Annotated in this window: 8 protein-coding genes; 6 read left to right on the forward strand and 2 right to left on the reverse strand. The window is 70.8% G+C overall.

The window, feature by feature from the left end; genetic code table 11:
• Nucleotides 1-79 precede the first annotated feature (79 nt).
• Nucleotides 80-463 (forward strand): response regulator, encoded by a 384-nt coding sequence (locus DEJ19_RS15595; protein ID WP_071405149.1) that lies wholly within the window; start codon nt 80-82, stop codon nt 461-463.
• Nucleotides 464-584: 121 nt separating this feature from the next.
• Here the strand turns inward: DEJ19_RS15595 and DEJ19_RS15600 are convergent, their stop codons facing one another.
• Nucleotides 585-1412: a glycoside hydrolase family 25 domain-containing protein gene (locus DEJ19_RS15600; protein WP_111233682.1), complete on the reverse strand. Its 828-nt coding sequence runs from the start codon at nt 1410-1412 to the stop codon at nt 585-587.
• Between the two features lie 241 nt (nt 1413-1653).
• Here DEJ19_RS15600 and DEJ19_RS15605 point away from each other — a divergent pair, with 241 nt between their 5' ends.
• Entirely contained in the window at nt 1654-1986 is a 333-nt protein-coding gene (locus DEJ19_RS15605; protein WP_111233681.1) for a PadR family transcriptional regulator, read from the forward strand.
• The gene (locus tag DEJ19_RS15610; RefSeq protein ID WP_111032401.1) at nt 1983-2828 is read left to right on the forward strand and encodes a permease prefix domain 1-containing protein; all 846 of its coding nucleotides are present in this window, start codon (nt 1983-1985) and stop codon (nt 2826-2828) included. Before DEJ19_RS15605 ends, DEJ19_RS15610 begins: the two co-directional genes overlap by 4 nt.
• Here the strand turns inward: DEJ19_RS15610 and DEJ19_RS15615 are convergent, their stop codons facing one another.
• Entirely contained in the window at nt 2829-11264 is an 8436-nt protein-coding gene (locus tag DEJ19_RS15615; protein ID WP_181441577.1) for a non-ribosomal peptide synthetase, read from the reverse strand.
• Between the two features lie 290 nt (nt 11265-11554).
• Here DEJ19_RS15615 and fabD point away from each other — a divergent pair, with 290 nt between their 5' ends.
• The 3 genes from fabD (at nt 11555) to DEJ19_RS15630 (ending at nt 22440) form a co-directional block, all read left to right on the forward strand.
• Nucleotides 11555-12802 (forward strand): ACP S-malonyltransferase, encoded by a 1248-nt coding sequence (gene fabD / locus DEJ19_RS15620; RefSeq protein WP_181441576.1) that lies wholly within the window; start codon nt 11555-11557, stop codon nt 12800-12802.
• A 13-nt stretch (nt 12803-12815) separates the two neighbouring features.
• The gene (locus tag DEJ19_RS15625) at nt 12816-17453 is read left to right on the forward strand and encodes an SDR family NAD(P)-dependent oxidoreductase (RefSeq protein ID WP_111233678.1); all 4638 of its coding nucleotides are present in this window, start codon (nt 12816-12818) and stop codon (nt 17451-17453) included.
• 70 nt (nt 17454-17523) lie between these two features.
• A complete protein-coding gene (locus tag DEJ19_RS15630; protein ID WP_111233677.1) occupies nt 17524-22440 on the forward strand; it encodes an SDR family NAD(P)-dependent oxidoreductase in 4917 nt (1638 codons plus the stop codon).

Raw genomic sequence — 22440 nt, forward strand, 5'->3', positions numbered from 1 at the left:
CGTCGTTCCGACACGGCATGATCGTCTTCGGGGGCGAGCGTCCTCCGTGTCCCAGCGGACCCGTTCGGAAGGAACACACATGCCCGAGAGCCACGACTTCTTCGTCGCCACCGACCCCGAGACCGCCCGTGCCCAGGTGCGTGAGGCGCTGTCACGCGAGGGCTACACCGTCGACGACGCCGAGCAGGGGGCACTCCGTGCGACCCGCGGCAGCCTCGGCCTGACGCTCCTCATCGGCGGCATGGCGAACGACCGCACGTTCCACACCCGCCTCGACGTGCAGATCATGATCGCCCCGGACGGCCGCACGGTCGCCCGACTGCTGCGCGGCTCGGGCAAGTCCGCGATCAAGGGTGGAGCGCTCGGCATCTCCCGCGGCAACCGTGCCTTCGAGCAGGCCGCGAACGCGATCCACACCACCTTCGCGCAGTCCGGCGTGCTGACGGAGAGCATCGCCGGCTGACACGTCGACGGCGGGGACGGGTCCGACGCGACCCTCGGACGGACGGGAGGCCCGGTGCCAGCTGGCACCGGGCCTCCCGTCCGTCAGGGGGTCACGACGTCACGACGTCACGACCGTGCGATCACGTGCAGGAGACGTTGCGGTCGATGCTGCCGGACCCGTAGGGCACCACGACCTGGACCATCGCGATGGTGCCGCCAGGCAGCGGGGTGCCGGAGCAGGCCTTGCGCGCCTTGGTGACCGTGCTCTTGCCGAGCGCGATCCAGTTCGACCGGCCGTAGAGCGGGCTGTTCGACTTGACCGTGCCGGCGATGGTCTTCCACTGCGAAGTGGTCGAGTAGAGGCCGATCCGCTTCACGCCGGCCGTCTTGAGCCCGACGATCATGCCCTGCATCGCCGCGCGGTTCTGGGCGGTGTCGCGCTGGTAGGACAGACCCGTCTCGACGTCGATCCACCAGCGGTAGGCGGACGGGTTCGGGACGCCACGGCTCTGGACGTCGTCGTACCCACGGGCGTAGCCGTACATGAACGAGCACGCCAGGGTGACCTGCTTCTTGCCGCCCTTGGTCACGCACTTGCCGAACGGGTTGGTGGGCACCGTGCCCTGGTACCGGTTCGAGGTGGGCCAGACCGACGCCTTGAGGCCCGGGTTGGCGAACAGCGCGTACAGCTGCGTCTTCGGTTGGGCCGAACCCCCGACGGACTTCGCCGACCAGGCGAGCTGTTCGGCGAGGCACGGGTTCGTGGTGTTGCCGAGGGACTCGTTGACGCCCACGATGCCGAACGCCTGGTCGGTCGGCACCTGGCTGCCGCACTGCGGCCAGGAGATGTCGACACCCAGCGGCGTGACCGCTGCGGATGCACCCGACGACGGGCCGGCAACGGCGATGCCGGCGGCCACCACCACCGTGGTCGCGATGGTCGCGACGAGACGACTGATACGGAACATGCTCTCCCCCTGATCTGGCCGGACGGGCCGACCGCGCCCCACCGGCGCACGGGGAGTCTAGGTGGAAGCTTCGGACGACACACCGGCTCTGTCCGTCGACTGTGTCGAACGACGCACTGCACTCGGTCTGTGGAGGACTTCGCGGAGCAGTCGACACCGCACACCCTAGAAGATCACCTTGCTCGGCGTACTACGTCCGGCGTACTATGTGCAGCACAGTGCGCAACGAGAGGGGGTCCCGATGATCAGCGCCGATGCCATCCGCGGGTACGTCGACCTCATCGTGCTCTCGCTCGTCCGGTCCGAGCCGTCCTACGCGTACGAACTCGCGCAGCGGATCAGCACCGTGACCGGGGCCGACTACACGATCAAGCAGACGACCCTGTACTCCGCCGTCAAACGCCTCGAACTCGCCGGGCTCGTGACGTCGTTCCACGGCACCTCCGAGTCCGGCAAACTCCGCACCTACTACCAGATCACCGGATCGGGTCGCGCGCACCTCGACGACAAGACCGAGGAGTGGCGCGACACCAAGTCCGTCATCGACCGCTTCGTGGAAGGGACCAACGCATGAACGAGATCAGCGAGTACCTGGAGACGATGTTCCGCCCCTACCCGCAGACCCCCCGCCTGCGCGAGGCGAAGGCGGAGCTGCACGGGATGATGGAGGACGCGTACGCCGGACTCATCGCCGACGGTGCGACACCGAACGAAGCGATGGTCCAGATCGTCAGCGACTTCGGCAGCCTCGACGAGCTCGCGCTCACCCTCGGCATCACCGCGGACCTGGAGCCCCGGGCGGGCGGTCCGGTGCGCCCCTCCGACGAGCGGGTGCCCGTGCACGCGCCCATCTCGATGGACGAGGCGAAGGGCTTCACCGAGGCGCACCGTCGGACGGCGCCACGCCTCGGTGCCGGAGTCGCGCTCTACGTCCTCGCCGCGATCCCACTCGTGCTGCTGCTCGGCGCGTCGGACCAGCCGGGTTTCCCCCTGGACGCCGGCGTCGCGATCGCGATCGGGCTCGTCCTCGCACTCGCCCTCGGAGCGATCGCGACGGTCACGATCGTACGGGTCTCGGGCGCGTTCGCTCCCTTCGCCCGGATCCAGGAGCGCCGTTTCAGCCCGGACGCGGACGTCATCCGCTGGGTCAACGAGGTCGCCAGGGCGAACGAACGACGTCAGACGAGGTCGCTGACCGTCGGGGTCCTGCTCTGGGTCCTGTCGCCCGCAGCCCTCATCATCGTGGTGCTCGCACCGCCCACCTCGCTCCAGAGCGTCTGGATCGGGGCGAGCACGGCGTTCCTCCTGCTGGTGGTCGCGATCGGCCTGTTCGTGTTCCTCCGTGAGACGTGGGCGAGCAGTGCCGCCGGCGCCATCAACCGCGGCGTCCCGAGGACCGCCACCGTGCCGGTCTGATCACCCCGTCCGGGCGAGGAGCCCTTCGAGGAGGGTCGCGTACCGTGCCGCGATGAGCGTCGCAGGTCGCAGGTCGACGCGCGTTCCCTGCGGCTCCACGGCCAGCGTCACCCTCGAGTCACCGGTGTCGAGCACCACGGTGACGTCGACCGTCTCGTGCGCCGTGGTCGGTGCGGACACGGAGCCGAGCCGGACGGCGACGACCTGCCCGCCGCCCTCGACCCGGACGGGCGTGTGCCGCGTGACCGGGGTCGCCGTGACGAGGTGCCGCTCGATCTGGTCGACGTTCGCGTGGTGGTCCGCCGACTCCGGGAACGGGACGCTCCGCAGCCCGTCGTCCTCGTGCACGAGGACCGCCTGCGGAACCCGCGTCGCCGTCAGCCGGAGGGCGAGCATGAACGCGTACACCGCCCGCGCCCGGTGGCGCTGGTCCCAGGACACGTCGACGACGATCCGACCGAAGAGTTCGTCGACGCCGTCGAGCTCCGGAACGGTGACCCGCTCGACGACGAGTCGACGGTTCCCGGACGCTCGGACGCGGTCCGCGAGAGCCCGCAGGTCCGGGCAGGAGAACAGGTCACCGATGGTCAACGCCCCGGGGAACGCGGCATCGAGCTGCCCCTTGACCTGCATGATCGTGAGCGAATCGCCACCGATCTCGAAGAAGCTGTCGGTGACCGCGACACCACGGATGCCGAGGACGTCCGACCACACCGCCGCGATGCGCTGCTCGACGTGGTCACCCTCCGCCGTGGACGTCGGCAGTGCATCCCCGTGCGGGCCCCCGTCATCACCCGCCGGCCACGGCAGCGCACCCGTGTCGAGCTTGCCGTTGACGTTGAGCGGGAGGGCCGCGAGCGGCACGATGTGCCGCGGCACCATGTAGTCGGGGAGCAGCCGGCGCAGCCCCTCGCGCACCGTCGACGCGGTGACGTGTGCCGCGCCGACGACGAAGCCGGCGAGGACCGTCGGGGAGCCCACGACGCTCCGCGCCACGACGACGACGTCGCGCACCCCGTCGACCTGCGCGATGGCCGCTTCGACCTCGCCGAGCTCCACGCGGAACCCACGCACCTTCACCTGGGCGTGCTCGGTCACCCGGCCGAGGAAGACGAGCGTGCCGTCGGCCTGCCACTGGACGCGGTCGCCGGTGCGGTAGCCGACGACACCGTCGAGCACCGGGAAGCGCTCGGCGGTCCGGTCGGGCATCCCGAGGTAGCCGAGCGCGAGGCCGAGACCCGTCGCGACCAGCTCGCCCTGCTCGCCCGGTCCGCACAGCGATCCGTTGCGGTCGAGGACGACGACACCGCCACCCGCGATCGGCGCACCGATCGGCACGGTGCGCCCGACGGGGAGCACCCGAGGGATCCGGTACGCCGTCGTGAAGGTGGTGTTCTCGGTCGGGCCGTACACGTGGAACATCTGCAGCGCACCGCTCGCCCCGTACAGCTGCCGCATGTGCTCGGCGTCCGCTCGCTCGCCGCCGGTCATCACGACGCGCAGGGCCGCCAGGACGCCCGGGTCCTGACCCACGAGCGAGTTGAAGAGTGACGTCGTCACGAACATGACCGTCACACCGTGGCGAGCGAACAGCTCGGCGAGCGCCGACGCGTCGACCAACGTCGCACGGTCGGCGATCACCGCCCGGCCGCCGTGCAGCAGCGGCCCCCAGAGCTCCAGCGTCGCGGCGTCGAACGCGACGGAGCTCCCGGCGAGCACGACGTCGTCGCCCGTGATGGGGATGTCCGGGTTCTCCCAGGCGATCCGGAGCACCGCCCGCTGCGGCACCACGACCCCCTTCGGGCGTCCCGTCGTCCCCGACGTGTACATCACGTACGCCTCGTCGTCGCCCCGTCGCTCGACCGGCACCATCGGCGGTGCCGTCCGCCCCTGCTCGACGCCGATCACCGGCAGCGGGAGCCCCGCCTCGTCGGTGAGCCGCCGACCGGCGGCATCGACCGCGAGGACCGCGGTGACGCCCGCGTCGTCGAGGACGAGCCGGGCGCGGGCCGACGGCGCGTTCACGTCCACCGGCACGTACGAGCCACCGACGAGCACGACCCCGACGAGCGCCACGGTGGTCGCGATCGATGCCTCCCCCGCGATGCCCACGCGGTCACCGGGGAGCACACCGCCTCGGCGGAGGTCCAGCGCAACGGCGGAGGCGCGGGCCCACAGCTCGCGGTACGTCAGCGACTCCAGATCGTCGGCGATCGCGACTCGGTGCGGCACCCTGGCGGCGACGGCGACGAACGCCGCGCCGAGCGCTCCCGGCAAGCGCGGAGCGACCGCGCCTGACGTGTCCTGTGGCAGGGCGGCGAGGACCCGTTCCGGAGTCGCGCCGGCCTGCGCGACCGACATCCCGTCGTCGTGGCAGAACGCCTCGAGCACGTCGATCACCCGGTCACCGAGCCGGTCGATGTCCGAGCCGCCGAAGTGGCCGGCGTCGTACAGCCAGACGAGCAGCAGCTCGTCGCCGGTCCGCTGCGCCGTCAGCGTGAGTGGAGTCTCGGTCTGCTCTCGGCCGCGCACGAAGGCGAGACCGGCGTCGTCGAGGGCGTCCGCGTCGAGGCCGTAGTTCTCGAAGGTGTAGAGACACGACACGAGTCGGTCGTGACCGACGAGGCTCTGCACCCGCGCGAGCGCCGTGTGGTCGTGCTGCATCGCGGCGACGGCCTGCTCCCGGACGTCGTCGAGCAGTGTCCGCACGGTCTGCGCCGGCTGCCAGCGGACGCGCGCCGGGATGGTGTTGATGAAGAGGCCGGTGGCGTTCTCCAGGCCGGCGGCCGTGCCGTCGCGGCCCGACACGACCTTGCCGATGACGACGTCGTCGACGTCGAGCGCTCGACCGAGTGTGAGGGCGAGTGCGGCCTGGACGAGGTGCGCCAGCGTCGTCCCCGTCGCCTGGAAGCGGGCGGTCAGCCGCGCTGCGAGCGCCGCATCCGAACTGCGGCGGGCACGGGCAGCCGTCGACGACGCCGCGAGCGACTCGGTGAAGGGCAGAGCGGTCTGCAGCTCCGGCGCTCCGTCGTACCCGTCGAGGACGTTGCGCCAGTACGTGTCCGACGCGTCGAGCGGTCGGCGAGCCGCTGCGGCGATGACGTCACCGAAGACCGTGCGCTCCGCCGGTCCGATCGCCTGGAGCTCCTCGCCCCGCAACAGTGCGACGAGTTCGTCGAGGATCCTGGCGAGACTCCACCCGTCGAGGATGATGTGGTGGTAGGTGAGCACGAGCGTCTCGACGTCGTCGGCACGGGAGGTGTCGGTGACGACGGTGACCCGCATCAGCGGTTCTGCGGCGAGCACGAAGCCGCGCTCGACGTCCTCGTGCAGGAGGGCATCGAACGCGTCCCCGCCGTCGACCGACGCGGAACGGACGGACGGCCCGGAGTGCTCACCCGCTGCGAGCACCACCTGCCGGGGCCGGCGCAGACCGTCCGCCGCGAAGCGGGTCCGCAGGACCGGGTGTCGTGCCGCGAGCTCGGCGACGGCCGCTCCGACCCGGGCGGAGAGGCCGCCACCGGAACCGCGCCACGGTGTCGCGGAGGTGCGCCGGAGCGGCTCTCCGACCTTGAAGACCTGCTGCACGACGGAGGCGCGACTGCCCGGCTCCCGGAGGTGGTGGAGGAGCATCCCGTGCTGCAGGGGACTCAGGTCGATCACGTCGTCGACGTCGCCGTACGCGCGTTCGATCGCCTCCTGCTCGTCCAGGTGCAGGTCGGAGGCCCGCACGAGGTCACTGGGCGTGCGTACGCGAGCCGACCCGCGCCTCCCGGCCGTGGCGAGTGCCGCGAGGCGGGGGCCGAGCTGCTCGACGGCGGTCACGATCACCGGGTCCGCACCCGGGCCCACGGACGTGAGCACCCGCAGGCGTCCGTCGGCGACGAAGGCGTCGACCTGGACGCCGACGGGGACGCGGTTCCCCGGAGCCGATGCGGTGCCTGCGGCATGCAGACGGTAGGCGCCCGAACCGGCGCCCCGGGCGGCGGCACCCTGGTCGCCGATGTAGTTCACGGAGATCGACGGCCGGGCACGGCGATCCTGGTCGTCGTCGACGCGGTACCCGACGCCGCCGAGCGGGACGCGACGGACCGCCTCCTTGGCGAGCACGATCGAGCGGTGCGGTGATGCTGCGTCGCACTCCACGAGGACCGGGTGGATCGCGGTGAACCAGCCCACCGTCCGCGACACGTCGGGCAGGAGCGGGTGTTCTGGTCGTCCGTGCGCCTCACGCTGGACGACGATCGACGACCGTCCGTCGACGGCCGCGACCGCCGCGCCGACAGCGGCGAGCAGCAGGTCCTCGATCGTCGCTCCGTAGGCGACGGCCACCCGCTTCAAGCGGGCGGTCTGCTCGGCGTCGAGCACGATCGGCGCCGGTTCGGCCTGTTCGGCCGGTTCGGCCGGTTCGGCCGGTCCTGCCGGTGCGGTCGATCCGGCCGGTGCCGTCGGCAGGTGGTCGACGGGCGGGTCCTCCGGACGCTGCTCCGCCACGAGGGCGCGATCGATGTCGCTCCACACCGTGCGGTCCGACGCCGACTGTGCGCGGACCGCCGACACGATCGCCTCGGACCACTCCCGGAGCGAGGCCGTCGAGGGCGGCAGGGTGACCTCACGGTGTGCACGCGCCGCGTGGACAGCGCTGACGAGGTCCTCGACGAGGACGTGCCAGGAGACCACGTCGACGACCAGGTGGTGCGCGCAGAGCAGCAGCGTCGCACCGCTCGGGGCCTGCACGAGACCGGCTGCGAGGAGCGGGCCGGTCCCGAGGTCGAAGCCTGGCTGCAGCTGCCGCGCCAGGTCGGCCACCGCGCCGTCCACCTCGGCATCCGCCGCGACGTGCACCTCGGCGAAGACGTACCGCGCGTCGTCCGGACGTCGGACGGTGAGCTGCTGCCCGTCGAGGACCGCCCGCAACGCGTCGTGGTGGACCCAGACGGCGTCGAGCGCCACGCGCACGTGCGCCGTCGACACCCTGCCGAGGTCGACCACGGCGTCCTGGTTGAAGTGCGCGGGCTCGGCGAGACCCCAGGCGAGGAACTCGTCGACCATCGGGAGACGCCCCACCGGCCCGTGCAGGTGCCGGACCGGGGCGGCCGCCGGTGCCGCCACGTCGATGTGCCGAGCGATCTCGTCCACTGTCATCGACTGCATCACCCGGCTCACCGAGCAGTGGTAACCCGCTTTGCGGAGCAGCGAGACCGTCCGGATGGCCGTGATGGAGTCACCGCCGAGCTCGAAGAACGAGTCGTTCCGCCCCACACCCGCCAGCGACAGGACGGTGGCGAAGGCGTCCGCGACGGCCTGCTCCGCGCGGGTCCGCGGAGCAGCGTCGGCCGCGGCCACGGCCGGGTGCTCCGCATCGAGGGCCTGCAGCGCTGCGACGTCACGCTTGCCGTTCCCGGTGAGCGGGATCGACGGGGTCCGGAAGGCACGGGCGGGAACCATGTACGAGGGCAGGACCCGCGCCGCACGTTCGCGGAGGTCGGCGGCATCGGTGTCGGCGACGAAGTAGGCGTGGAGGCGGGTCGTCCCCGAGTCGTCGCGCCGCGCCGCGACGACCACGTCGTCGACGCCGTCGAGGGCCAGCAGGGCAGCCTCGACCTCGGCGAGTTCGACCCGGTGCCCCCGGACCTTCACCTGTCGGTCGTCACCGATCCGGCCCAGGTACTCGACGGTACCGTCCGCCAACCAGCGACCACGGTCACCGGTGCGGTACTCGAGACCGTCGGACGTGCGCACGAAGGACTGCGCCGTCAGCTCCGGCGAACCCAGGTACCCGTCAGCGACGCCGTCCCCACCCGCGACGACCTCGCCGACCTCGCCGATGCCGCAGGCACGGTCGCCGTCCCGGACGATGCGCACACGGGTGTTCCCGATCGGCTTGCCGATCACCACCCGCGTGAAGCCGCGCTGGAAGGGGTGCACCGTCGTGAAGGTCGTGTTCTCGGTCGGCCCGTAGCCGTTGAACACCTGGATCGCAGGGTTCTCCCGGTGCAGCCGGTGCACGTGCTCCGCGGCGACGGTCTCTCCCCCGATGACGAGCCGCTCGACCCCGTCGAGCGCCCACGGGTCCGTGGTCACGACGTGGTTGAACAGCGAGACGGTCAACCACATGACCGTCACGTGGTGCTGGTCGACGAGCGCGCCGAGCGACGCGGGGTCGACGACGGCGTCACGGTCGTCGAGCACGAGCGTTCCGCCGTTGAGGAGCATGCCGAACACCTCGAAGGTCGACGCGTCGAACGCGAGCGACCCCGTGAGCAGCAACGTGTCGGAGGCGTGCAACGGGAGTGCTTCGTTGTCGAGGACGAGCCGGAGCACGGCGCGGTGCGGGACCACGACACCCTTCGGTCGCCCTGTCGTCCCCGAGGTGTACATCACCGAGGCGGCGCTGTCGGGCGTCGGGGCGCCCGGCCCACTGCCCGTGTCCGCCGTTCCGCCGGCGGCGCGCCGGTCGGCGTCGGGCAGGGCTGACGCGTCGAGCACGAGGACCGGGTCACGGGGGTCCAGCAGCCCCCAGGCGTCGACGAGTCGGGCCGCCGACGCGTCCGCGCAGACGACGACCCTGGTACCCGCGTCCGCGGCGATGGCGCCGAGCCGCTCCGGCGGAGCTGCCGGGTCGAGCGGAACGAAGGCGGCACCTGCCAGCGAGATGCCGAGGATCCCGGCGAGGAGCGGTGCGGTCGGAGTGCCGAGGACACCGACGCGGGCGCCAGGACCGACCCCTGCCTCCGTGAGGACCGACCGCATCCGGTCGGCCATCGCGGCGAGCTCCGCGTACGACAGGGGAACCCCTCGATCCACGACTGCGGTGCGGTCGGCGTTGCGGGTCGCCGCGGCCGTGAACGCCGCACCGATCGACGACACTCCGAGTGTGCTGTGCGAGGTGGTCGCGAAGCCGTCCACCGTCACGCGCTCCTCGGCACCGACGCTGTCGACCGCACCGACGAGGGCGTCGTCCTGACCCGCGAACGCCCCGAGCACCCGGACGAGTCGATCGACGACCGTCTTCGCATCGGCGACCGCCAACCGCGCCGGATCGACCATGACCACGAAGCGCAGGGCGTCGTCGACCGGCTGCACGGTGACCGTGAGGGGGTAGTCGGTCTCCTCGCGCGCCGACTCGAACCGCAGCCCCGCATCGACGAGGTCCTCGTCCGCGAGGGCGAAGTTCTCGACGGCGAGCAAGCACTCGAACAGATCGCGGTGCTCGGCGAGGGACTGGATGCGCGCGAGCGACCCGTGCGAGTGCGCGGCTGTGGCGAGCGCCTGTGCGCGAACGACGTCCAGCAGACGGTCGACCGTCCCGCTCGGGTCGACGGTGACCCGGACCGGGACGGTGTTGACGAACAGCCCCACGACCTCGTCGAGACCGTCGACGTCCACGTCGCGACCGGACACCACCTTGCCGAACACGACGTCCGTCGTGCCGGTGGCGCGCGCGAGCACGACGGCCAGCGCAGCCTCGACCAGGTGCGCGAGCGTGATCCCCCGCCCCGCGTACCGCGTGGCGAGGACGCCGGGGAGGCCAGCGGCCGTCGTCACGGCGTACCGCGCGCGGTCGGCCGGGGCTCCGTCGACGGCGTCCGCGCCCGTCCCGTCTGTGTCGGTGGCGCCGCCCGTCCCGTCTGCGTCGGCGGCTGCGCCGCGCGTCCCGTCTGCCCCGCCTGCCCTGTCTGCCCTGTCTGCTCCGTCTGCTCCGTCTGCTCCGGCGGCTCCGCCTGCTCCGTCTGCTCCGGCGGCGGCGGCGTGCTCGGGTTCGCGCTCCACGCTGGCGAGCCGTGCCGGCGGCTCGACACCGCGCATCAGGTCCGACCAGTAGCGGTCGAACGCCGCGCGGTCCCGCGAGGCCGACCAACCGACGTAGTCGGCGTACTGCTTCGCACCGACGGCGTCCCGGTCCGCCCGACCGAGCACCTCGTCACGACTCCCCGTCCGGGCCAGGTCGCTGTACTCGCGGAAGTCCGCGAACAGGCGCGCCAGGCTCCACCCGTCCATGACGACGTGGTGGTAGGTCCACACGAGCCGGAGCCGATCGACGCCCTCGCGGCCCGTCAGGACCGCGGTGACGCGCAGCAGTGGATCGAGGTCGAGCCGGAAGCCCCGGGCGACGTCGTCAGCGAGGAGCCGATCGAGCCGGAGCTCGGCGTCGGTGTGCGAGTGCGCCCGGAGGTCGACCACGGTGAACTCGGGCTCGCGGTCGGTGAGGACCACCTGACGGGGCCGCGCCACGCCGCTCGTGACGATGCTCGTCCGGAGCACGGCGTGCCGACGTGCGAGCGCCGCGACCGCGACCCCGATCGCCTCGACCTCGTCCGCCGGGTCGCCGAGAGCATCCACCCTGAAGATCTGCTGAACGACGTACGGGCTCGTGTCGCTGTCGGTCAACGAGTGGAAGACGAGGCCTTCCTGCTGCGGTGCGAGATCGAGCACGTTCTCGATCCTGGAGCTGACGATCCGCTGATCCATTGGGTCCCCTCACCATCTGGTGCGTTCCGGAGTCGCTCGTCGAACACGTCCCCGAGGTCCATCTTGGTGTGTCGGAGCGATGGATCATGCAGTCGCCGGAGAAAAAAGTCGGCATGTGATCACGCAGACCCTTCTCAACCTCACAGCTTGCGCTAGAGTCTCGGACGGGGGACGAACGGCTGGATCGCGATGACGCGATCCAGCAGACCCCGTCGAGCTCGATGACGACGACGGATCAAGGTGGGGGCAGGGCGATGACGAAGGCCGCTTTTCTGTGTTCGGGGCAGGGCTCGCAGTACGTGGGCATGGGGCGCGAGCTCGTCCGCGACTCGACCGCTGCCGCGGCGGCGTTCGACGAGGCATCGGAAGCCATCGGGATCGACCTGCGCGCCCTCTGCTTCGAGTCCACCGCAGCAGAACTCGCCCGTACCGTCAACACCCAACCGGCGATCCTCACCCTCAGCGTCGCGCAGGCCCGCGCGAGTGCCGAGCGTGAAGCACTGGACCCGGCCGTCATCGCCGGCCACAGCCTCGGCGAGATCACCGCACTCACCCTGGCCGGGTCGATCGGGTTCGCTGACGCCGTCCGGCTCGCCCGTCGGCGTGGCGAGCTCATGCAGCAGGCCGTACCGGAAGGCCACGGGCTCATGCTCGCCGTGATGACGCGAGAGCACGAAGCCGTGATCGACCTGTGCGCCCAGGTCTCCGAGCAGATGTTCGACGTCGTGCAGGTCTCCAACCTGAACTCGAACACCCAGGTCGTCGTCGCCGGAAGCGCGTCAGCGGTCCTCGCCGTCCACGGTCGACTCGAGGACGACGGGATCCGCTCGACGCCGCTCAACGTGAGCGTTCCGTTCCACTCGCCGCTGATGGAACCGGTCGTCGCCCCGTTGCGCGAGCAGCTGGCGTCCATCGAGATCACCGCCCCGCAGGTGACCGTGCTCTCGAACGCGACCGGACGCCCGTACCGTGACGAGGACGAGATCGTCGAGCTGTTGCTGCGTCAGGTCGTCGAGCCGGTCCGCTGGGTGGAGAACCAGCGGTGGATGCGCATGCACGGCATCGACTACGCAGTCGAGTTCGGTCCCGGACAGACGCTGTCCGGACTCATGCGGCACACGCACCGCGAAGTCCCGGTCTTCAGCTACGACTCAGCCGACGCCCGCGCATCGCTGCAGGTCATGATCGAGCGGACGACCGTGCCGTTCCTCGCCCGCGCACTCGGCATCGCCGTCGCCGTGCGCAACACGAACTTCGACGCCGACGACTACCGCGAGAAGATCGTCACGCCCTACCGGTCGCTCGAGAAGCTCAGTCGCCTCGTCGACCGTGAACGGCGTGACGCCACCGGCCAGGAGCGGCGTGAGGGTGCCGAGCTGCTCATCGGGATCCTCCGGGCGAAGGGCAGCACGCCTGCGGAGATCCAGAGCCGGCTCGACACCCTGTCAGCGGACTCCCGCACGGAGCCGCTGTCCGTCGACGACCTGCTCGCCCACGTCTGAGCGCCGCACGTCGATGCTGGGCAACGAGGACCTCGACGCGCTGCTGCGGGCCGCAGCGGGCACACGACCGGACGGTCTCACGATCGAGTCCCCCGCTGTGTCCGCCGACGCGACCGCCAGGGCAGACGGAGCCATCGCGATCATCGGGATCTCGGCCCGGGTCGGTGCCGCCGGGTCCGCCCGGGCGCTCTGGGATGCGGTGAACAGCGGTACGGACCTGATCAGGCCGTTCCCGGCGGATCGGTTCGCCGATGCTGACGAGCTCGCGCTCAGTGCTCTGGGCTCCGCCCTGGCGGACCCGGTCCCGTACGCGTACCTCGACGACGTCGACCGTTTCGATCCGTCTCGGTACGGGATCTCCCGCACCGAGGCAGAGCTCATGGATCCCCACCAGCGACTGTTCCTCGCCGCCTGCGTCGACGCGATCGAGGACGCCGGGTACGGTGGCGTCGCGTTGCGCGGCTCGAAGACCGGCGTCTACGCGGCATCGGGACTCGTGCCGGGGCTCTACCTCAGCGGTCACGAAGCGCGCGACGCCGCGGAGGCTGGGCTCGGTACGTCCGGTGGCATCGCTTCGGTCGTGGCCAGCCGCATCAGTCACATGCTCGACCTCACCGGTCCCGCGATGATCATCGACACGGCGTGCTCGTCGTCCATGACGGCCCTCATCACGGCGTGCCAGGACCTCCGCGCCGGTCGCGTGACGACGGCGATCGCCGGTGCCGTCCGTCTCACGCTCGTCCCGCCGACGCACAAGGAGCGTTCCTTCGGCATCGAGGCGGCCTCGCACCGGACGCGGACCTTCTCGTCCGACGCCGAGGGCACCGGCGGCGGGGAGGGCACCATCGCCTTCCTGCTGAAGCCGCTCGCCCGGGCGCAGCGCGACCGCGACCACGTCTACGGCGTCGTCAAGGGCTTCGCTGCGAACCAGGACGGTGCGACGACCGGCATCACGGCGCCCAGCGCCAGCGCTCAGGCGGCCGTCGTGCGAGCGGCGTGGCGGGATGCCGGCATCGATCCGGGCACCGTGGGCTACGTCGAGGCCCACGGGACCGCGACGAAGCTCGGGGACCCCGTCGAGATCGACGGCCTCGTCGAGGCGTTCTCGTCGTGGACGGACGCCCGGCAGACGTGCGCCGTCGGTTCGGCCAAGTCGAACGTCGGCCACCTCGACTCCGCCGCCGGGGTGACCGGGGTGCTGAAGGTGCTCGGGATGTTCGCCGACCAGGTCATCCCGCCGACGCTGCACTTCGTCGCCCCGAACACGGAGATCGACTTCATCGATTCCCCGGTGTTCGTCGCCGACACCCTGCGCCCCTGGGCGAGCAGCGGACCGCGCAGGGCCGGCGTGAGCTCGTTCGGGATGAGCGGCACCAACACGCACGTCCTCCTCGAGGAGCCACCGGTCCTGCCCGAGCGTGCAGTGGACGCCGGACCGACCTGCGTCACCGTGTCGGCGCAGTCGTCGCCCGCACTCCGCCGAGCACTCACGGACCTGCTCGGCGCCCTCGACGACCAACCGGACCTCGCCCTGGTCGACGTCGCACGGACGCTCAACGCGGGACGCGCCGTGCTGCACCACCGCGCAGCGCTCGTCGTGCGGTCCGTCGACCAACTCCGCGCCCACATCCGCCTCCTCCTCGCAGGCACCGTGCCGACCGGGGCGTTCCTCGGCGAGCGGGGCACCAGGCCCGTGCAGGACACCACACCGTCCGATGCCGAGGGACCGCTCGACGAGCAGGCTGCCCGAGCGATGCGGAGTGTCGCCGGCGGTGACCGCGACGACGGACTCGTCCAGCTCGCCGCACTCTTCGTCGCCGGCGCCGACGTCGACCTCGCCCCCCTCGACACCGCCGGCACCGCGCGGCTCGTGCCGCTCCCCGGCGTCGTCGGCCAGCCGACCCGCGTGTGGCGGCCAACGACGGGCAGTGGACCCGGTGCGTCCCGGCACGGGGCCGGCGCGTCCCGGCACGGTGCCGGCTCCGGCCCGCACCCCCTCGTCCACCGGCACCAGTTCAACGGGCCCGGGGTCGACGTCTTCGAGTCGGACTTCTCCGCATCGCGCACCTTCGAGCTCGGCGAACACGTCGTCGACGGCAGCCACGTGATGGTGGGCACCGGGTTCCTCGAGATGGCCTACTCGACCGCACGTCGATTCCTCGGCGACGCGGTACGGATCGACAACATGCACTACCTCGACCCGCTGGTCACGCACGGAGACGAGGTCCGTCGTGTCCAGCTGGTGATGAACCACCGCCCCGACGAGGCGTCGATCGACTTCCTCGTGCGGTCGTTCGACGTCGCGACCGACGTCTGGGCCGAACACGCCCGTGGCGTGTTGACCGCGCTCGACACGAGCCGACGGCCGGAACGCGTGGACGTCTCGGGGCTGCTCGCCGACTACCGCCGGGCCGACGGACCGATCGTCTACCGCCGCGACCTCGTGCAGACGGCGGGTCGGTACTGGAACGCCGCCCAGAGCACGCACTTCTCGGACGATGCGCGCATCCTGCTGCACTTCGAAGCCGACGCCCCGACCCGAGCCGCCAAGCGGGACTACGCGTTGTTCCCGCCGATCATGGACTCGTCCCTGAACCTCGCGCTCCTGAACGAGGTGGACGCGTTCCTGCCCCTCGCACTCGGCCACGGCGAGATCTACGGCCCGCAGCCGGACGCCGGCTACAGCTGGATGGTGCCCGAGGTCCGTGACGAACTCGCCGACACGTCCGTCCGGACCTCGCGGGTCGTCATGTGCGACGAAGCGGGCAACGTCTTCGCGAGGTTCGAGAACTACACCGTGGGACGCCTGACCGACCGGTCCAGGTTCCAGCGTCCCGACGACGGTGCCTCCCCGTTCCACACGATCACGTGGCGCGAGACGGTCGCGCGCCACGAGACCCCGGCGGCCCGGCACGGGATCACGGTCATCGGTGGTCCGGAGGACCAGGACCTGCTGCGCGAGGCCGCCGGCGCGATCGGAGCTGCCCACGCCGTCGTCCCCGCTGATGCGTCGGACGCCGATGTCGAAGCGGTCGCGGACGAGATCGAGGCCGTCGGGACCACCGACGTGGTGCACCTGCTCGCCGGCCCGGGACACCCGGCCGAGGCTCGCCTGCACGGGCTGTTCCGCCTGCTGCGCGCCCTGCACCGACGGCCGTGGACCGCAGGGCTGCGGTACCGTCTGCTCACCCGCGGAGCCCACTCGGTCGTCGACGGTGAGACGGTGGACCCGGCCGCCCACGCTGCCGACGCCATGGTCGTCGCGCTCGTCGGCGAGCACACCCGCCTCACCCTCGGAGTCCTGGACATCGCGGCCGACGGAAGGGCGGACGTCGTGCACTCCGGTGTCGAGCGGGCACTCGCCGACCTCCCGCGCGCACGGTCAGCCCTGCGTGACGGACGTCTGTTCGAGAGCACGATCGCCGCGGCGCAGCGGGACGACGTCCCCGTCCCTGCCGGTGCGGTCCTCGTCACGGGCGGGACGGGCGGCATGGGCACCGCCATCGCCCGTCGCCTGGTGCGGGACGACCCGGACCGGACCGTCGTGCTGGTCGGACGCCGGTCTCCGGCAGAGGTCGCCGACCGGTTCGCCGAGCTGCCGGCGGAGGAGCGGGATCGCATCCTGGTGCTCCGCGCCGACGTGCTGGATCCGGCGCAGACAGCGGCGGCGATCGCCGTCGCACGCTCGCAGCGAGGGGGACTCGCCGGCGTCGTCCACGCGGCTGGACTCCCGGGTGACGGCTTCATCATGTCGAAGGACGACGCGACCTTCGCCGCCGTCCTCGAGCCGAAGGTGCGCGGTACCGACGTCCTCCTCGCTGCGCTGGCGGACGACCCGCCCGCGTTCGTCCTCCTCTGTTCCTCGATGACCGCCGTCTTCGGCGCGGTCGGCCAGTCCGACTACGCCGCGGCGAACGCCTACCTCGACGGCACGGCGCTCCGAGGCGGTGCCACACGGATCGTCGCGCTCGACTGGACGGGTTGGGCCGAATCCGGGATGGCCCACGAACGCGGCATCGAGGGCGGCGGGTTCCGGACGGCCTTTGTGGACGACGAGACCGGAGCCGGCCTCGCCGTCGCCGCGATCGGGTCCCGATCGGCGCGTCTGCTCGTCGGCTCCTTCGACCCGGAGGTCGTCGCGCGGGAACACGACGAACTGGAACGCGTCGTGGACGTCGCCCTCGTGTCCGCACGTGCTCCGCGGGGTGTCACGCCCGCCGCGCGAATCGTGTCGGGCAGGGCCGGGCTGCGCTCCCTCGAGGAGATCGTGGTGCGCGGGGTCGACGAGAACGCGATCAGCGACGTGGAGCGCGTCGTGATCGAAGCGTGGGCGACGGCACTCGGCGTCGACGAACTCGACGTCGACCAGGCCTTCTTCGACGCCGGCGGCAACTCGCTCCTGGCATCCCGGCTGCAGGTCATCCTCGACGAACGGTTCCCCGGCGTCCTCAGCATCGTCGAGCTGTTCGTGTACGACACGGTCGCCAAGCTCGCGGCGTACATCACGGAACAGACCGTCCCCGCGGCGGACCGACGCGACGGCGTGCACCGGTCGTCGGCGCCGAGCCGAACACCGGCGGCGCCCCTCGCCCAGCTGCTCGACGAGTTCCTCGAGGGGAAACGGAGCATCGAGGACGTCCTGAGCGAATGAACCACATCGACTCCCGCTGCGGCGGACACAACGACATCCCCGGCCTGCCGGGGCGGGAAAGGCCAGTCCGATGAGCGGTGTCAAGCGCGTCATCCTCGAGAACCTCTCGAGCGGGAACCTCACCAAGCAAGAAGCCCTGGAAGCGCTCGAGGCGCTCGATGCCGGCGCACGAACCGGCCCGACACCGAGCGCCCCGCTCGAGGAGATCGCGATCATCGGCATGGCGGGGACCGTCACGATGGCGGAGGACCTGGACCAGTTCTGGGACAACATCGTCAACAACCGCAACTGCTTCGTCTCCAAACCGGCCGAGCGGCTCGTGGAGGACCGTGTCTGGGCCAACCCGCACTACGCCGAGCTCTTCGAACGCCGTCCCCACGAGGACAAGGACGAAGACCTGGAGCGCTTCGTCGGGCCGTACCTGCCCAGCACGACGGGGTTCGACGAGAAGTTCTTCGGCATCAGCCCCGAGGACGCCGACACGATGGACCCCCAGCACCGCGTGTTCCTGCAGCAGGCATGGCGGGCTTTGGAGGACGCCGGCTACAGCGAGCGGACGGTCCGCGGCTCACGGACCGGGGTGTTCGCCGGTCGCGACGGGACGAGTTCCAACATCTACCGACGGGTCATCGAGACCGACAACGTCGGCGGGATCTGGGAGGGGATCCTCTCGAGCCGGATCAACTACGAGTACGACCTCAGGGGTCCCGCGTACGTCATCGACACGGCGTGCTCCTCCAGCCTCGTGGCGATCCACATGGCCGCGCAGGCGCTGCGGAACGACGAGTGCACGATGGCGATCGCCGGCGGGGTCTGCTTGACGGCCGGCGGCCTCGACCACGACGAGGTCGACCTGGCGTCCATCCGCCAGCGCACGCCCGCCCCCGGCAACGTGGTGTCCAAGCACTTCACGATCTCCACGTTCGACGCCAAGGCCGACGGCACCGTCTTCGGTGAGGGGGCTGCTGCGATCATCCTCAAGAAGCTCTCCGACGCCGAGCGCGACGGCGACCACGTCTACGGCGTCATCGCCGCGACCGCCACCAACAGCGACGGGGCGTCGAACGGCCTGACCGCACCGAACCCCCGCGCGCAGTCGCTCCTGTTGGCCGATGTGTGGGAACGGGCGGGCATCAACCCGGAGCACATCGACTACATCGAGGCGCACGGCACGGGAACGACCCTCGGGGACCCGATCGAGATCCTCGGCATCTCCAACGCGTTCAAGCGGGTCACCGACCGCCGGCAGTTCTGTGGGATCGGCTCCCTCAAGACGAACATCGGTCACACGGCCGGCGCTGCCGGCGTCATGAGCATCATCAAGTTGCTGCTCTCCATGCGGGAGGAGCTGATCCCGGCCACCAGGAACTTCGAGGAGCCGAACGGCCAGATCGACTTCGTCGACTCCCCCGTGTACGTCGTCGACCGGAACACGCCGTGGCCCAAGCGGGACACCCCGAGGTACGCCGGCGCGTCGGCCTTCGGGTTCTCCGGAACCAACGCGCACGTCCTCCTGCGCGAGTACCAGGGACCCGCCGGCGCACCGGTCGAGATCGAGCCGGTGCGTCCGCGGCTGTTCACGGTGTCGGCGAAGACCGAGACGGCCTTCGAGAACTACCTCGCGCGGTACGAGGAGTACTTCGACTCGGCGCCGGTGGTGTCGCTGCGCGACCTCTGCTTCACTGCGTCGACGGGTCGGGACCACTTCGAGTACCGCCTTGCCATCGTCGCGACGAGTGTCACCGAGCTCGCGACGAAGTTCGCGCTCCTCCGGGAGTCCGGCAACCGAGCGAACCCGGCGAAGGGCATCGTCATCGGTCGTCACCGGGTGGTCTCCGAACGCACGTCGACGCTCGAACAGGGCGACATCAGGACGTCCGAGTGGAACACGCTCAGCACCGACGTCGTCGGACGCGTTGCCGACCGCGCTCGGGTGGAGACCGCCACGGGGCTGGCCGAGATCGCGCGTGACTACATCCGTGGCGCCGACGTCGACTTCGCGTCGCTCTTCGCGCCCGGTTCTCGACGCGTCCCGCTGCCGACCTACCCCTTCGACCGGAACGTGCACTGGGGCCAGTCCCGCGTCACGCGGATCGAGCCGGAGCGCACGGCGACCGGCGACCCCGTCTCCATGCCGTTGCTGCACCGGCGTCTGGTCAGCACCGAAGAGGTCACCGTGTACGAGACGACGCTGGACCACTCGCAGTGGGCGATCACGGACCACAAGATCCTCGGTCAGTACTTCGTCGCGGGCACGGTGCTCCTCGAACTGGCAGCGGAAGCACTGTCGGACCACTTCGGGACCGACGCCCTGCAGCTCGACGAGGTCCTGTTCCTCGCGCCGGTGCTCGCCCAGGAGACCGTCCCGATGGCGGTGCAGGTCGTCCTGCAGCAGGACCGGGCCGGCGCCGTGCGTATCCGGATCGCTTCCCGCCCGGCAGGGTCCGACCAGGACTGGACGTCCAACGTCACAGGCCTCGGACGCTCCCACGCCGAACAGCCGCCGGTACCGGTGCGCGCGGGCAAGGACCTCGACGGCGACCCGGACCTCACGGCCTACCCGCCGGTCTTCCGGAACGTGGAGTTCGGACCACGATGGAAGAACCTCGTCACACTCTGGCGCTCCGCGGACGACCCCGACGTCGCCTACGGATTCGCCGAGCTCCCCGCTGCGTACCGCGGGACCGCGGACCACAAGGCCTACGTCCTGCACCCAGGACTCATCGACTGCACGGTGTCGATGGTTCCCTTCGTCACGTGGCTGCGGCCACGCGTGTTCCTCCCGATGACGTACCGCAACATGACAGTCTACCGTTCCGTCCCGGACTCGTACTACGTCAAGAGCGAGCGCCTGCCGAGCAAGAGCGAAGAACTGATGAGCTTCCGCACCGTGCTCTTCACGGAGACGGGCGAGGTCATCGCCGAGATCGAGCAGTTCGCGATGAAGCGGGTCACGGAGCTGAACGACTTCGTGTCGGGGTCCCTCAGTCGACTCTCGTGGACCGAGACGCCACGGTCCGGGCCCGCTGCGCAGCGTACGGGAGCCATCCTCGCCATCGGGGCCCCGGAGGCGGTGCTGACCGAACTGGCCACCCAGGCCCCCGGGCGGACCATCGCCGCTCTCGACCTGTCCGTGCTCGGCGCCGACGCTCCGCTCACGCAGGAGACCGTCGGCGCGGCGCTCCGCGACGTCGACCTCGCTGGCGTCTCGGACGTGCTCGACTTCTCTTCGTACGCCCCGGCGCGGGGACGCGTGTCCGAAGCAGACCTCGACCGCGGCGTGACCGAAGGCCTCGACGGGCACGTCACGTTCCTGCAGGCACTGTTCGCCAGCGCCAAGACCGGGCTCGACCTCGTCGTCGTCGTCGACAACGCCCACTCCGTCACCGGCACTGAGCGCTACGTCGACGCTGTGCACACGGCGAAGGCCGCTGTCGTCCAGTCTGTGCGGCACGAGGTGCCGAACATCGGCTTCGGCGTCCTCGACGTCGACGACGCCACACCGGTTGAGACAGTTGTGGCCGAAGCGCTCAGCGGGTCGGTCGGCCCGCTCACGGCCTTGCGCGGAGGGGACCGCTACACCGCGCGGCTCGTCGAGATCCCCCTCGAGGACGCCCCTACTCGTCCGGTCACGATCAAGCCGCACACCGAGGGGTTCTACCTCGTCACGGGCGGGCTCGGTTCGCTCGGCTCGGCGACCGCCTTGATCCTCAGCCACCAGTCCGATCAGCCGATCGCGTTCGCGCTGTCGAGCCGGCGCAACCACCTCCCACCGCGGGACGAGTGGGCGAGCGTCCGGGACGCGGATCCGTCGTCGAGGACGGGCCAGATCCTCACGAGCCTGCTCGAGCTCGTCGCGGGCGGACACATCGTACGGATCGTCGAGATGGACGTGAGCGGCGCCGACGCGGTCGCCGGCGCACTCGATCCGCTCCGCGCCGAGTTCGGGCCACTGCTCGGCATCGTGCACGCTGCCGGTGTCGCGGGGGACGGCTACCTCTTCACCAAGTCGACCGCGGAGTTCCAACGGGTGCTCGCTCCCAAGGTCAGCGGCCTGCGCAACCTCGTCGCGTGGACGGGTGACGCCCGGCCCGACTTCATCGTGTCGTACTCGTCGATGACCGCCGTCATCGGCGGTGCCGGCCAGTCCGACTACGCGGCGGCCAACGCGTTCCTCGACGGGTACACGCAGCAGCTCCGTCGCGACGGCTACAACGCGTCCTCGATCAACTGGCCGGGGTGGTCGGAGCGAGGCATGGCGGTCGATGCCGGGCTCGGCGCGAACGAGACCTTCTTCGAGCACCTCACGACCGGGTCGGGTGTGACCGCCTTCATCGAACTCCTCACTCGAGACGTCACCGGCACGATCCCGTCGCGGCCCAACATCGCGATGCTCGCGCGGGTCGGTGAAGACTACTTCGCGTTCGACTTCTCCGATCCGCTCCGACGGTCCGTACGCCGACACGTCGCCAGGCTCTCGTCTGCGTCACCGTCGGGCGACGTCGCCGTCGCCCCCGGTGCTCCCGAGCTCGGCGGACGATCGGAGATCGACGTCAGCTCGATCTCGATCATGGGCAAGGCGGACGAGCATCTCGACGACGTCGAGCGAGCCGTCGCGTACACGTTCGCATCGGTGCTCTCGATCGAGGAGATCCACGTCAACGATTCCTTCACCGCGATGGGCGGGAACTCGATCGCCGCGACCGAGCTCATGCGTGCGCTCAACGCACAGTTCGACGACCTGTTGAACATCTCCGACATCTTCAGCTACAACTCGCCCGCAGAGCTGTCCGGCCGGATCATCGAGCTCGGTGGCGCTGCTCAGGCACCCGCCTCTGCGCTCTCGGCCCCCGCTGACCCGCAACCGACGACGCGCACCCCGACGCCTGCCCCCGAAGCCCCGGACTACGACGACATGGTCGACGCGCTGGAACGCGGCGACATCGACGCCGCGTCGTTGCGCGAGTTTCTCGCGAAGGAGCTGTGA

Source organism: Curtobacterium sp. MCSS17_016 (genome assembly GCF_003234255.2).
Lineage (GTDB): Bacteria > Actinomycetota > Actinomycetes > Actinomycetales > Microbacteriaceae > Curtobacterium > Curtobacterium flaccumfaciens.